Origin of the sequence: Streptomyces kanamyceticus, assembly GCF_008704495.1 — a bacterium.
Classification (GTDB): domain Bacteria; phylum Actinomycetota; class Actinomycetes; order Streptomycetales; family Streptomycetaceae; genus Streptomyces; species Streptomyces kanamyceticus.
Window position 1 is genome coordinate 9,838,997 of the sequence record NZ_CP023699.1, and the last position, 12,961, is coordinate 9,851,957.

Here is a 12,961-nt window from a genome sequence, read left to right on the forward strand (position 1 = left end):
TCCGATGGCGACACTCACCAGGGAGCCGAGGCGGCAGGCCGCGCCGCGGCGTCGGACACCGTCGAAGCGCCGGCCACCGTCGAGGCGGCGCAGGGCAACGCGACGGAACCTGACCGCTTATGGATTCCTCTGCGGCGCGCTCTTCTGCTTCGCGCTGTTCGCGTGGTGGCCGATGGTCAGGGAAGTCGTCCTCAGCTTCCAGCAGACCAACCTCGTCGACGAGCCGTCCTGGGTGGGCCTCGACAACTTCCGTACGGTGGTGAACGATCCCGCGTTCGGTCAGGCTTGGCGGAACACGTTCGTCTTCACCCTCCTCGCGCTGCTCTGCGGCTACGTGGTGCCCTTCGCCGTCGCGATCGTGCTCAACGAACTGCGGCACGCCCGGGCGTACCTCCGGTTCGTGGTCTATCTGCCCGTGATGCTGCCGCCGATCGTCTCCGTACTGCTGTTCCGCTGGTTCTACGACCCAGGACCCGGCCTCTTCAACCAGGCGCTCGACGCCGTCGGGCTGCCGACGCTCGCCTGGCTGGACTCCACGAGCACCGCGCTGATCTCCCTGGTGATCGTCTCCACCTGGATGAACCTGGGCGCCGGGGTGCTGATCTACCTGGCGGCGCTGCAGAACATCTCCGGCGATCTCTACGAAGCGGCGGAGCTCGACGGCGCCGGGATCCTCAAGCGGATCTGGCACGTCACGATTCCGCAGACGCGGCTGATCCTGACGCTGATGTTGATGCTCCAGATCGTCGCCACCATGCAGGTGTTCATCGAGCCCTACATGCTCACGGGCGGCGGCCCGGAGAACGCGACCGTCACCGTCGCCTACCTGATGTACCAGTACGCCTTCGTCTACGGCGGCAATTACGGGGCGGGCAGCGCGCTCGGCCTGATGCTCATGCTCGTCCTGCTGGCGGTCGCCGCGGTGCAGATGCGGCTGACCCGAGAGAGCTGATCCGAGAGAGCTGACCCGAGAGAGCTGACCCGAGAGGAGAAGTAGGCCCATGCTGAACACCGGTCACACCAGGACCATCGTCTCGCCCCTGGAGCTGCGGTCCCGCTGGGGCAGAAGGATCTACTGGGCGCTGCTCACCGCCGTCGTGGTCGTCTTCACCCTGGTGTTCGTCTTCCCGTTCTACTGGATGGTCACCGGGGCGATGAAGACGGGCGAGGAGATCGCCCGGATGCCGCCCACGCTGTTCCCCGAGTCGCCCGACTTCTCCGTGTTCGCCGACGCCTGGGAACTCTTCGACATCGGGACGCTGTTGCGGAACACCCTGTTCTACGCCGTCGGCGCCTGGCTCTTCGCGCTCGCGGTCGACGTCTGTGCCGCGTACGCGCTCTCCAAGCTCCGGCCGATGTTCGGCAACGTGATCCTCGCGGGCATGCTGGCCACACTCATGATCCCGCCGATCGTCGTGATGATCCCGGCGTACATCACCGTGACCGATGTACCGATCTTCGGCTGGCAGCTGCTCAACTCGCCCTGGGCGATCTGGTTTCCCGTCGCCGCCAACGGCTTCAACGTCTTCCTGCTCAAGCGGTTCTTCGACTCGATACCGAACGAACTCCTCGAGGCGGCCGAGATCGACGGCGTGCCGCCCTGGCGCGTCCTGTGGTCGATCATCCTGCCGATCTCCCGGCCGATCCTCGGCGTGGTGTCCATCTTCACCGTGGTGCTCGTCTTCAAGGACTTCGTCTGGCCGCTGCTCGTCCTTCCCGACAGCGAGAAGATGACGCTCAGCGTGGGCCTTTCGCAGACTGCGGGAGCGGTGACCCAGAACCAGATCATGGCCGGGCTCGTGATCGCGAGCGTCCCGATGATCGTCGTGTTCTTCCTCTTCCAGCGCAGCATCATGGCGGGCCTCACCGCCGGAAGCCTCAAGGGCTGACCGAACGGACCGCCAGGACCTGCCCCGCACCGGTCGGTGGCGGGGTCCCACCTGCCCGAAAGGACCCTCACGTGGCAGCTGTTCCCGTGTCCCGCGCCGAAGACTGGTGGCGCGACGCCGTCATCTACCAGGTGTACCCCCGAAGCTTCGCGGACGGCGACGGCGACGGCACGGGCGACCTGGCGGGCGTCCGCGCCAATCTGCCCTACCTCGCCGAACTCGGCGTCGACGCCGTGTGGTTCACCCCCTGGTACCTCTCCCCACTGGCGGACGGCGGCTACGACGTGGCCGACTACCGCACCATCCATCCGGCGTTCGGCACCATCGGCGAGGCCGAGAAACTCATCTCGGAGGCCGCCGAATTCGGCATCAAGGTCATCGTCGACATCGTCCCCAACCACGTGTCGCACCAGCACGCCTGGTTCCGCGCCGCGCTGAGCGCGGGGCCCGGCAGCCCCGAGCGCGCGCTGTTCCACTTCCGCCCCGGCCGCGGCGCGCACGGTGAACTCCCGCCCAACGACTGGCCTTCGCAGTTCTCCGGCGGCACCTGGACCCGAGTTCCCGACGGCGAGTGGTACCTCCACCTGTTCGCTCCGGAACAGCCCGACCTCAACTGGGCGCACCCCGAGGTCCGCAGGGAACACGAGGACGTCCTGCGCTTCTGGTTCGAACGCGGGGTCGCGGGCGTCCGCATCGACTCCGCCGCGCTGCTCGCCAAGGCCCCGGAGCTGCCCGACTTCACCGAGGGGGTCGACCCGCACCCGTACATCGACCAGGACGAACTCCACGGCATCTACCGCTCCTGGCGGGCGATCGCCGATGAGTACGACGCCGTGTTCGTCGGCGAGGTCTGGCTTCCCGACGCCGAACGCTTCGCCCGGTACCTGCGCCCCGACGAGCTGCACACCGCCTTCAACTTCCACTTCCTCAGCTGCCCCTGGGACGCCGACCGGCTGCGCCGCACCATCGACGACACGCTCGCCGAGCACGCACCCGTCAACGCTCCCGCCACCTGGGTCCTGTGCAACCACGACGTGACGCGCACGGTGACGCGCTACGGTCGCGCCGACACCGGCTTCGACTTCGCGACGAAGGCGTTCGGCATCCCCAGCGACCTGGCCCTCGGCACCCGGCGTGCCCGCGCCGCGGCCCTGCTCACGCTCGCGCTGCCCGGCTCGGTCTACCTCTACCAGGGCGAGGAACTCGGCCTGCCCGAGGCCGACATCCCGCGGGACCGCATCCAGGACCCCATGCACTTCCGCTCGGGAGGCACCGATCCCGGCCGCGACGGCTGCCGGGTACCGCTGCCGTGGGTCGCCGACGCGCCCCACTTCGGCTTCGGTTCGCGCGGAGAGCCCTGGCTGCCGGGGCCCGCCGACTGGGCGTTCTACGCGGTGGACCGCCAGAGCGCCGCCCCGGACTCGATGCTCACCCTCTACCGCACGGCCCTGCGCCTGCGCCGCTCGGGCGCCGGTTTCGGCGACGGCCCCATGACGTGGCTGCCCTCGCGCGACGGAGTGCTGTCCTTCGCGCGCGGCCAGGGCTTGCGCTGCGTGGTCAACCTCTCGGGCCGGACCGTCGAACTCCCCGCGTACGAGGAGCTGATCCTCACGAGCGGACCGCTGGACGAACAGGGCGGGCTGCCGAACGATACGGCGGTGTGGCTGCGGACGTGACACCGGCTCGGACAGCTACCTGTGCAACTGGGCGTCACAGAGCCGTCGTTGAGTGACGATATCGAGCAAGCGCGAGACGTAAATCCCCTGCTTTCTTGCGTTAGTCTTGCGCGCATGACGCGACGACTTGCACAGGTTGCCAAGAAGGTAGGGGTCAGCGAGGCGACGGTCAGCCGTGTCCTCAACGGGAGACCCGGCGTCTCGGAGGCGACCCGGCAGTCCGTACTGACGGCGCTGGACGTGCTCGGTTACGAGCGGCCGACGCAGCTGCGCGGCGAGCGCGCGCGACTCGTCGGTCTGGTGATCCCTGAACTGCAGAACCCGATCTTCCCCGCGTTCGCCGAGGTCATCGGGGGCGCGCTCGCCCAGCGGGGGCTCACGCCGGTGCTGTGTACGCAGACCAAGGGGGGCGCCGCCGAGGCGGACTACGTGGACCTGCTGCTCCAGCAGCAGGTCTCCGGAGTGGTCTTCGCCGGCGGGCTCTTCGCGGAGGCCAACGCGCCGCACGAGCACTACCACCTGCTCGCGGAGCGCAACATCCCGGTCGTCCTCATCAACGCGGCGGTGGAGGGCCTGGACTTCCCCTGCGTCGCGTGCGACGACGCCGTCGCCGTCGAGCAGGCCTGGCGCCATCTCGTCTCGCTCGGGCACCAGCGGATCGGTCTGGTGATCGGCCCCGCGGACCACGAGCCGTCGCGCCGCAAGCTGGCGGCCGCGCGTCTCGCGGCAGAGGCGGCGGGCGCGAAGCTGACCGACGACCTCGTCGAGCGCTCGATCTTCTCGCTGGAGGGCGGCCAGGCCGCGGCCGGACGCCTCCTGGAGCGGGGCGTCACCGGCATCGTGTGCGGGAGCGACCCGCTGGCGCTCGGCGCGATCAGGGCGGCACGCCGACGAGGACTCTCCGTCCCCGCCGACGTGTCGGTCATCGGCTACGACGACTCGTCCTTCATGACCTGCACCGAGCCGCCCCTGTCGACGGTGCGACAGCCCATCGAGGCGATGGGGCGCGCGGCGGTCGATCTGCTCTGCGCCCAGATCCAGGGCGGCGCCCAGAACAACCCGGGCGAGCTGCTGTTCGAGCCGGAGCTCGTCGTACGGGGCTCGACGGCGCAACCGTCGGCTCGCTGACAGCGGCGCGCGGCATCCCGAACATCGGGCTGACGCGTCAGAGCCAGCGGACCAGCCCTTTGAGACAGCGCCACGCCTTGGCGCGCAGGGAGGCGTGGGCGAGCCACTCCAGATCCCGCTCGATGCTCTCCCGGGTCACACCTGCGCGACCCTTGTTGTCGTGCGCGGGCACCAGGTTCTCGCTCATGAGCCGCCAGACCACCCGACCCGTGGAGACCCCGAGGAGCTTCGCGGCCTCCGGTTGGGAGACCCACTCGCCATCCGGGGAGTCGACCGGCGCGTTGCGCCAGTTCTTCGTCACGCGCGGGTACGACCGCTCAGTCGGCATCAGAGCATCCAGCCTACCCGGCCGCCGTCCGCAACACCGTCCCCCTGCGCTCGTACTCCATCAACGCCTCTACGCTGGAAGCCACTTGAGAGCCGAGCTCCCGTTCCAGGAGCCACAGGGAGCCGTCCATGCCGGAGCTCACGCCGCCCGCGCAGACCAGGTTGCCGTCGTCGACCACGCGGGTGGTGCGGACGTCCGCTCCCTGGTCCTTGAGGTAGTCCTGGGCGCGGTGGTGCGTGGTGCAGGGGCGGTCGCCGATCAGTCCGGCCGCGTGCAGGACGATCACCCCGGTGCAGACGCCCAGCAGGGTGAGGGAGGGGCGTTCCGCGCGGCGCAACTCGCGTGTCAGAACGCCCTTCTTGATCTCGGACCAGACTCCGGGCGACGCCTTGTCGCGGAAGCCGCCGCCCGGGACGACGATCACGTCCGCCGCCGAGGGGTCCCAGGCGCCGGGTACGGCGACGTCCGTGCCGAAGCTCGCCGTGAACCTGCCGGGGCGGCCGCTCGTGACGAGCAGCGGCTCGACCGGATGTCCCATCGAGGCCGCCGCTCCGAAGACCTCCAGCGGGCCGAAGACATCCAGCTCCTCCGCGCCGTCGAACGCGACGATGTGCACGCGCAGCGGCCGCCGGGCCTTCCCCCGGTCCGGTGCGGCCGCTGACGCGGTGCGCGCCGTCGCACTCCAGGAGACGGCCGACGCCCCCAGGCCCGCCGCCGACATCAACGCGCTCCGCCGCTTCATTCCTGCCATGCCGTACGACTCCGTCCACCGATTCCGTGCCGCCGAACCTCTGCGGCCTCACGCGGAGTTGGTCGGCTCCGGAAGGGGCCCGGTTCCCGAGGGAAGCAGACGGATCGCGATACGGCAGGATCCGAGGGGTACGCGGCAGGATCCTCACACGGCCGAAGCCATCCTTCGCACCGCCTCCGTCAGGATCTCCGGAGACGTGCCGAGGTTAAGGCGGACGAAGCCCTCCCCGCCGGGGCCGAAGTCCGCGCCGTGGCTCAGGGCGATCCGGCCGTGCTTCAAGAACGCGGCCGCCGGATCGTCGCCCAGGCCGAGTTCACGGCAGTCGAGCCAGCCGAGGTAGGTGGCCGCGCCGGGGCGGTAGCGGACGGACGGCAGGTGGTCGTGGAGCAGTCCGGCGAGCAGGCGGCGGTTCTCGTCGAGGCCGGTCAGCAGGGCGTCGAGCCAGGCGCCGCCGTCCCGCAGCGCCGCCGTGTGCGCGACGATGCCCAGGTGGCTCGGCCCGTGGCTGACCTCTTCGGGAAGCCGGGCCAGATCGTCGGCGGCAGCGGGTCCCGCGACGGCGATGGCGGCCTTGAGCCCCGCCAGGTTCCACGCCTTGGACGCGGACATCAGCGACAGACCGTTCGCGCCGCCCGGCACGCTCAGGTAGGGCACGAACCGGGTGCCGTCGGCCACGATCGGGGCGTGGATCTCGTCCACCACGACACGTACGCCGTACCGGCGCGCGAGACGGGCCACCTCGGACAGCTCGTCGGCCGTGTGCACCGTGCCGGTCGGGTTGTGCGGGCTGCACAGGAGGTGGACGGGGAGCCCGCCCCGGCCCGCCGCGTCCTGGTAGGCGGCCGCCAGGGCCGCGAAGTCGATCCGGCCCGCCGTGCTGAGCGGCGCCTCGACGACCGGTCGCCGATCGCTGCGTACGAACTGGTAGAAGGGCGGATAGACGGGGCAGTTGATGACGACGGGGTCGCCGGGTCCGGAGACCAGCTTGAGCATCTCGACGATGCCCAGCATCACGTCGGGGACGATCGCGGAGCGTTCGACGGCGAGGCCGTCCCAGCCCCAGCGGCGCGCCGCGAAGTCCGCGAACGCCTCCGCGTAGGCGGTGCCCGCCGGATAGCCGGTGTCGCCGCGGTCCACCGCCGCGTGCACCGCGCGCGCCACCGGATCGGCGAGCGGGACGTCCATCTCGGCCACCCAGAGCGGCAGCACATCGGCCGGGTAGGTGCGCCACTTCATGCTCGTGCGCTCGCGCAACTGCTCCAGGGACAGCTGCCGCAGCGGATTGGCGGCCAGGGACACGACGAGGTCGTTCGACGCATGAGCCATGGACCGATCGTAGGCAGCGCGCCGCTCAGAGCCACCCGGAGCGCTGCGCCTGCAGCGCCAGCTGGAACCGGTTCGCGGCGCCGAGCCTGGCCATCAGGATCTGCAGACGGCGGAAGAGCGTGCGGCGGCTGATGCCCAGTTCGCGGGCGACGACGTCGTCGTTCGCGCCGCCCGCGAGCAGCCAGAGCAGTCGCCGGTCGGCGGGCGGCAGCCCACCGGGGCGCGCGGTGCCCCCGTGGAAGGGCAGGGCGCTCTGCCAGGACTGTTCGAAGAGGGCGATGAGCGCGGAGAGCAGGCCGCACGGCTGCACGACCAGCATGGTGTTGTGCACGTCGGCCTCCCTGATCGACAAGGACACGAGCGCGTACGCCTCGTCGATGATCACGAGCTTGACCGGCACGGAGGCGGCCACCCTGACCTGCTCACCGGCGTTGACGCACGGCTCGATGACCTCCGTGAGATGGCCGGGATGCTCCAGCGCCTCCCGCGAGTACACGACCCGCTGCGTCACCCCGCGCGCGAGGGTGGCGAGCGCGTCGTCGGTGGCACCGGCCAGCGGAAAGTACGGCGGCGACTCCAGCTGCCGGATCTGCTCGCGGGCGCTCGCCCAGGCATGCCGGATCCGGGGGCCGATGGCCTCGCCGGTGACGACCTCGACGAGATCGTCGTTGTAGGCGGCGAGCCGCTGGCGCCGGAACGACTCGAACGCGCCGCCGACGGCGATGCGCGACTCCTCGACCTCGGCCGCCCGGTGCCGGGCGAGGATCTCAAGTCCCGCGGTGGGCGGTACCGGGGCCACCACGTCCCCGCCCTCCTCCGCGGCACTGGCCAGACCGGCGTCGACGAGCGCGCCGTACGCCGTGACGAGCTCCGCGCCGTCGAGACCGGACGCCCGGGCCATCGAGCCGAGCGGAGCGGGGGCCAGTTCGAGGAGCGCCAGATAGACCCGGGCCGCCGCGGGTTCGAGCCCCAGACGCCGCAGGGCGTCGGCGAGCTTCTCGTTGGTCATGATCCGCATTATCGGCGACCGGGGGAGACGGCGCTGGCCGATCCGTGCCACTGGCACTGGTCGGCACCCGCGGTGCGCGGCACGCGCTACCGTCCGGAAACAGGAAACATCCACCAGAGGAAGGTGTACGACGTGGCGAAAGGCCGGAAGAACGGTCTCTACGCAGGGATCTCCGACGAACTGTCCGCGCTGATGCGGACCGGCTGGGCGGACACCGAGCGGCACGACCTGCGCCTCGGCGAGCAGGCCCCGCACGCGGCCCGCCGCCGCGCCGCGCTCTCCGCGCGCTTCCCCGGCGAACGTCTCGTGATCCCCTCGGGGAACCTCAAGGTCCGCTCGAACGACGACACCTACCCGTTCCGCGCGTACTCGGGATACGTGCACATGACCGGGGACCAGGCCCGCGACGGCGCGCTCGTCCTCGAACCCCGTGCGGACGGCGGCCACGACGCGTACTGCTATCAGCTGCCGCGCGACAGCAGGGACGACGACGAGTTCTGGACAGGACCCACCGCCGAGCTCTGGATGGGCAGGCGCCGCTCGCTCGCCGAGTCGCAGCTCGTCCTCGGCCTCGCCTGCCGTGACGTCCGCACGGCGGCCGACGACCTCGCGGCGGGCGGCGGCGCGCCCACCCGCATCGTCCGGGGCATCGACCCGGCCCTAGAGGCCGCCGTCACCACCGACGAGGAGCGCGACGAGGAACTCGAAGAGGCCCTCAGCGATCTCCGTCTGGTCAAGGACGAGTGGGAGATAGGGGAGCTGCGCAAGGCCGTGGACTCCACCGTGCGCGGCTTCACCGACGTGATCGGCGAGCTCTCGCGGGCGATCGCCTCGTCCGAGCGGTGGATCGAGGGCACGTTCTTCCGCCGCGCCCGCCTGGAGGGCAACGCCGTCGGCTACGGCTCGATCTGCGCCGCGGGCGAGCACGCCACGATCATGCACTGGACGGACAACGACGGCCCGGTGCGCCCCGGTGACCTGCTCCTGCTCGACGCTGGCGTGGAGACCCACACCCTCTACACCGCCGACGTCACGCGCACGCTGCCGATCAGCGGGACCTTCACGCCCGTGCAGCGCAAGGCGTACGACGCGGTGTACGAGGCCCAGGAAGCAGGCATGGCCACCGTGAAGCCGGGCGCCGCCTACCGCGACTTCCACGAGGCGTGCCAGCGCCACCTGGCGGCCCGCCTCGTCGAGTGGGGCTTCATCGAGGGACCGGCCGAGCGGGCGTACGAACTCGGCCTGCAGCGCCGCTTCACCATGGCCGGAACAGGCCACATGCTCGGCCTCGACGTCCACGACTGCGCGCAGGCCAGGAACGAGGAGTACGTGGGCGGTGTGCTCGAACCGGGCATGGTGCTCACCGTCGAGCCCGGCCTGTACTTCCAGGCGGACGACCTCACCGTGCCCGAGGAGTGGCGGGGCATCGGCGTACGCATCGAGGACGATCTGCTCGTGACCGCGCAAGGGCACGAGAACCTGTCCGCGGGCCTGCCGCGGTCGGCGGACGAGGTCGAGGCGTGGATGGCCCGCTTCGCGGGCTGAGGTCCACCGCCCCGCTCAGCTGGCCAGGTGCTTGATCTTCTCGAACGGGTAGCCCGCGACGACCACGACGACCAGGCCGTACGCCGCGAAGGCCAGCAGCCCCCATGTCCCGATGGAGCGGTCCCCGTCGGCGAACAGCACGTTGCCGACGGGGATCAGCGGGGCGAGGCTGAGGATCGCCGCCCCCGTGCACCAGTGCGCGACGAGGCTGTTGGCCTTCGCGCGCAGCGCGGGATCGCGCTTGACCTCATCCGGCACCTCGTAGCCGACGCTGCGGTCGCAGACCTTCCCGCGGTGGCCGACGCGGGCGGCCAGCAGGGTGACCACCGCGAGGAGGACGAAGCAGCAGAGGATGAAGAGGTACGCCATGAGTGTGTGGATCCCGGTGCGTAGCGGACGAGCGAGTGGCTAGCGGATGTACTTGATGATGAAGGCGGCCACCATGGACACGGCCTTGTTCTTGACCCAGCCGGGCAGGAACTTCCAGACCACGCCGCCGATCTCGCCGCCGAGGCAGCCGATGATGGCGTTCTTGACGTAGGTGCCCTTGCCGGAGAACTTGCCGTCGGCGACATCGCTGAGCACCGAGGTGGGGATGCTCGCGACGGCGCCCTTGGCACACCAGGCGGCGGCGCCGATGGCCACGGCGGCTATGGGGAAGGCGCGCGGGCGGATCTCGCCGTCGTCGCCGCCCTGGCTGATGGCTCTGTTCAGCTCGGCCATCGCCTCGGGACCCATGCCGTCCTCGATGAAGCGGAGCTGCTCGGCACTCAGCTCGGGCATCTCCTCCGTGGCGGAGCCGGAGGCCGCGCGGGTCTCCGCGGCGTGCGAGGCGAGCGCCGGGGCGGCACCGGCGAACAGGGCGCCCGCGGTGAGCGCGGCCACGCCCACCAGCGAGGCACGGCGGATCATGGGGCGCTGCTGAGTCGACATCATGTGGATTCTTCTCCCCCTGCCGCACCGTCGTACGGGCGGCGGCGTCTGAGGTGTCGCGGCGGTCCTGTCCTGGCCCGCCGTCCGGTCTCGGCCGAACACCCCAGGTCACGGGCGTTCCGGCCGGGGACCATGCTGGCCCGGGCGGTAGGGCGGCCGGAACCGTCCACCGGCCCCCTCCAGTTGGAGGGGGCCGCATCGGGCGGCGAGCGGGTAGAGGGCGGCTCACAGCGGCAGTTCGGCCCGTACGGTGAAGCCGCCTTCGGCGGTGGGACGGGCGACGACGCGGCCGCCGACGAGCGCCGCGCGCTCGCGCAGGCCGACCAGGCCGTGGCCACCGGCAGGCAGCGCGGGCGCGGTCCTGTCCGTCCCCGGCGGCCCGTTGCTGACCTCCACCACCAGCGCGTCGTGCCCCTCCGGTGTCAGGACGGACACCTGCACCGGCGCCCCGGGAGCGTGCTTGCGGACGTTGTTCAGTGCCTCCTGCACGATGCGGAAGGCGACCGCCTCCAGCGCGGGATCCCAGCTGGTGCCCGGCGCCACGGCGATGCGCACACCGACGTCGAGCAGGCTCTCGGCCGTCAGGCCGTGCAGGTCCGCCAGGCGCGTGCGGCCGACGGCGGCCGCGGCCCCCGCGTCCGTGCCGCGCAGCACGCCGACCATGTCGCGCAGCTCCTCAAGCGCCCGCACGCTGTGCTCGCGCACCACCTCGATGTCCGCACGGCGCGCGCCGTCCCGCTCGGTGGCGCTGAGCACACCGGACTGGACGGCGATGATGCCGACGTGGTGCGAGACGGTGTCGTGCATGTCCCTGGCGAGCCGGGCGCGCTCGCGGGTCACCGCGCGCTGGGACTCGAGCCACCGCTCGCGGTGCTGGGTGGCGGCGAGGTCCGCGAGGCGGTGCCTGAGTTCGTCGCGGGTCCTGATGAGCAGGCCGAGCACGATGGGGCCGAGGCTGAGCAGCCCCGCGCCCTCGACCATCGTCAGGACCTCGGGCCGGGAGTGGTCGAGGAGCGCGGCGGGCGGCCAGGGCACCAGCGCGGCGGCGAACAGCAGCACCCCGCAGCCCCCGATCACCCGGGGCGACGCCCGGCAGGCCACCACGAACATCGCGAGCATGGCGGGCAGCCACAGATACTCGGTGACGGTCGCGGGCAGCGTCACGGCCAGGGTGCTCAGCGGGAAGCGGTGGCGCAGCGGCAGGGCGAGCAGCGCCACCGAGCAGACGACGAGGCCGAGCGGGTCGAAGGTGCCCGCGACGGTGAGCAGCTCGGCGCAGGCCAGTGACGCGACCCCGCGCTCGGCGGTGCGGCGGTGCAACCTCATCGTCTCGCGGCGCCGCCGACGACGACGGGGTCCGCGGGGACCAGGCCGAGACGGTGCGCGTGCACGGCGGCCTGGACGCGGTTGGCGACCCCGAACTTCACCAGCAGCGCGCTGACGTGGTCCTTGACGGTGGTCGTGCCGATGAAGAGCCGCTGCCCGATCTCGGTGTTGGAAAGACCCTCGGCGACCAGCGCGAGGACGTCCCGCTCGCGGTCGGTGAGGTCGGGCGCTGCCGAGCCCTGCCGGCCGGTCGCGGCCACCGGATCCTGCGCCCCGGTGCTGGTGCCGGTGGCGCCCGAAGCGTCCACGGAGTGTGCGTAATGCCGGACGACCGTGCGCGCGAGGCGCGGCGCGAGCACGCTGCCGCCCCGCGCCAACTCCTTCACCGCGTACTCCAGTTGGGCCGGAGGCGTGTCCTTGAGCAGGAAGCCCATGGCGCCCCCGCGCAGCGCCGCGTCCAGATGCTCGTCGGCGTCGAACGTGGTGAGCAGCGCGACGGCGGGTGGTACGGGCAGCGACCGCAGATCGGCGAGGACCGTCAGACCGTCCCGGTCGGGCATCCGCAGATCGAGCAGGACGACGTCGGGCCGGTGTCGCACGGCCTGCTCGGCGGCGGCCGTCCCGGAGCACACCGCGACCACGTCGAGACCGTCGAAGGTCTCCAGGATGCGCCGCAGCCCCTCCCGCACCAGAATCTCGTCGTCCACCACCATCACACGCACGGCAGATCGGTTCACTTCGGACGGCCCCCCATCGAATCCGGACAAGAAGCCCCAGCATAACCGCCCGTTTTTACGTGGATTTTAGGATGGGGGGCCGTCCGGTTCCCGTACGTACAGTTCGAGGAACGAGCACAGCCCCGCGGCCCCCGCGACCACGCACGCCGCGTCGGTGACGTCGGTGCCGAACAGTTCCATCAGCTGCCGGTCGCCCGTCGCGATGGCGGCGACCTGCCCCGCCACCACGGCGCAGCCGCCGAGCAGGAAGGCGACGAGGAGGACACGGGTCGCGCCCGAGAGGAACGTACGGAAGAAGGTGCGCATGGAGCTT

14 protein-coding genes are annotated in these 12,961 nt (G+C 71.2%); 5 read left to right on the forward strand and 9 right to left on the reverse strand.

Translation table 11 applies throughout. From position 1 onward, the window contains the following. Positions 1 to 4 precede the first annotated feature (4 nt). The 4 genes from CP970_RS42490 (at position 5) to CP970_RS42505 (ending at position 4,693) form a co-directional block, all read left to right on the forward strand. Positions 5 to 952 (forward strand): carbohydrate ABC transporter permease, encoded by a 948-nt coding sequence (locus tag CP970_RS42490; protein ID WP_055553228.1) that lies wholly within the window; start codon positions 5 to 7, stop codon positions 950 to 952. Between the two features lie 49 nt (positions 953 to 1,001). Beyond that, entirely contained in the window at positions 1,002 to 1,889 is an 888-nt protein-coding gene (locus CP970_RS42495; protein ID WP_055553230.1) for a carbohydrate ABC transporter permease, read from the forward strand. Between the two features lie 71 nt (positions 1,890 to 1,960). Next, on the forward strand, positions 1,961 to 3,565 hold the full coding sequence (locus CP970_RS42500; protein ID WP_055553232.1) for a glycoside hydrolase family 13 protein: 1,605 nt from the start codon (positions 1,961 to 1,963) through the stop codon (positions 3,563 to 3,565). Positions 3,566 to 3,679: 114 nt separating this feature from the next. Continuing rightward, positions 3,680 to 4,693, forward strand: a complete 1,014-nt coding sequence (locus CP970_RS42505; protein WP_055553235.1) for a LacI family DNA-binding transcriptional regulator — start codon at positions 3,680 to 3,682, stop codon at positions 4,691 to 4,693. Positions 4,694 to 4,730: 37 nt separating this feature from the next. Here the strand turns inward: CP970_RS42505 and CP970_RS42510 are convergent, their stop codons facing one another. From CP970_RS42510 to CP970_RS42525, 4 genes are all read right to left on the reverse strand, one after another. Further along, positions 4,731 to 5,021, reverse strand: coding sequence for a hypothetical protein (locus tag CP970_RS42510; protein ID WP_055553237.1), 291 nt, complete (start codon positions 5,019 to 5,021; stop codon positions 4,731 to 4,733). Between the two features lie 13 nt (positions 5,022 to 5,034). Continuing rightward, positions 5,035 to 5,772 (reverse strand): DJ-1/PfpI family protein, encoded by a 738-nt coding sequence (locus tag CP970_RS42515; protein WP_055553240.1) that lies wholly within the window; start codon positions 5,770 to 5,772, stop codon positions 5,035 to 5,037. Positions 5,773 to 5,916: 144 nt separating this feature from the next. Continuing rightward, positions 5,917 to 7,098, reverse strand: a complete 1,182-nt coding sequence (locus tag CP970_RS42520) for a MalY/PatB family protein (protein WP_055553241.1) — start codon at positions 7,096 to 7,098, stop codon at positions 5,917 to 5,919. 25 nt (positions 7,099 to 7,123) lie between these two features. Further along, positions 7,124 to 8,107, reverse strand: a complete 984-nt coding sequence (locus CP970_RS42525) for a helix-turn-helix domain-containing protein (protein WP_191095025.1) — start codon at positions 8,105 to 8,107, stop codon at positions 7,124 to 7,126. Between the two features lie 132 nt (positions 8,108 to 8,239). Between CP970_RS42525 and CP970_RS42530 the strand changes: the two genes are divergently transcribed. After that, positions 8,240 to 9,652: an aminopeptidase P family protein gene (locus tag CP970_RS42530; protein ID WP_055553281.1), complete on the forward strand. Its 1,413-nt coding sequence runs from the start codon at positions 8,240 to 8,242 to the stop codon at positions 9,650 to 9,652. Between the two features lie 15 nt (positions 9,653 to 9,667). On the opposite strand, the gene CP970_RS42535 is transcribed toward CP970_RS42530, so the two are convergent. The 5 genes from CP970_RS42535 to CP970_RS42555 form a co-directional block, all read right to left on the reverse strand. Then, the gene (locus tag CP970_RS42535) at positions 9,668 to 10,021 is read right to left on the reverse strand and encodes a hypothetical protein (protein WP_055553246.1); all 354 of its coding nucleotides are present in this window, start codon (positions 10,019 to 10,021) and stop codon (positions 9,668 to 9,670) included. Positions 10,022 to 10,060: 39 nt separating this feature from the next. After that, the gene (locus CP970_RS42540) at positions 10,061 to 10,588 is read right to left on the reverse strand and encodes a hypothetical protein (protein ID WP_224059038.1); all 528 of its coding nucleotides are present in this window, start codon (positions 10,586 to 10,588) and stop codon (positions 10,061 to 10,063) included. A gap of 222 nt (positions 10,589 to 10,810) precedes the next feature. Further along, entirely contained in the window at positions 10,811 to 11,911 is a 1,101-nt protein-coding gene (locus CP970_RS42545; RefSeq protein WP_063806201.1) for a sensor histidine kinase, read from the reverse strand. After that, a complete protein-coding gene (locus CP970_RS42550) occupies positions 11,908 to 12,648 on the reverse strand; it encodes a response regulator transcription factor (RefSeq protein ID WP_317987179.1) in 741 nt (246 codons plus the stop codon). Before CP970_RS42550 ends, CP970_RS42545 begins: the two co-directional genes overlap by 4 nt. Positions 12,649 to 12,714: 66 nt before the next feature. Next, the gene (locus CP970_RS42555) at positions 12,715 to 12,954 is read right to left on the reverse strand and encodes a hypothetical protein (protein ID WP_055553257.1); all 240 of its coding nucleotides are present in this window, start codon (positions 12,952 to 12,954) and stop codon (positions 12,715 to 12,717) included. Positions 12,955 to 12,961: the final 7 nt, after the last annotated feature.